This is a genomic window from Streptomyces aculeolatus (assembly GCF_020400605.1).
Taxonomy (GTDB): Bacteria; Actinomycetota; Actinomycetes; order Streptomycetales; family Streptomycetaceae; genus Streptomyces; species Streptomyces aculeolatus.
In genome coordinates, this window is record NZ_JAINRD010000137.1 from 1 (window position 1) to 224 (window position 224).

Below are 224 nucleotides of genomic sequence, written 5' to 3' on the forward strand. Positions count from 1 at the left end.
CGGGTGCTGCAGTACGAAGGGTTGATCGACAAGCAGCACGGCAGGGGCAGCTTCGTCCGGCGCCCGCGGAGCACCGTGCTGCGGACCAACGAACGTCACCAGTGGGAGAAGGACCGGGCGCGCGAGGCGGAAGAGCACCGGCTGAAGACCGGCGCGACCGAGTACGACACCGGCCTCAAGGTGGATGACCTGGTCTTCCACGCCTCGTACAAGCAGATCGAGGC

Annotated in this window: 1 pseudogene; it reads left to right on the top strand. The window is 67.0% G+C overall.

Going from position 1 to position 224, the window contains the following annotated elements:
- Window positions 1-224 (top strand): annotated as a pseudogene (locus tag LG396_RS39055) (GntR family transcriptional regulator); the annotation flags it as partial.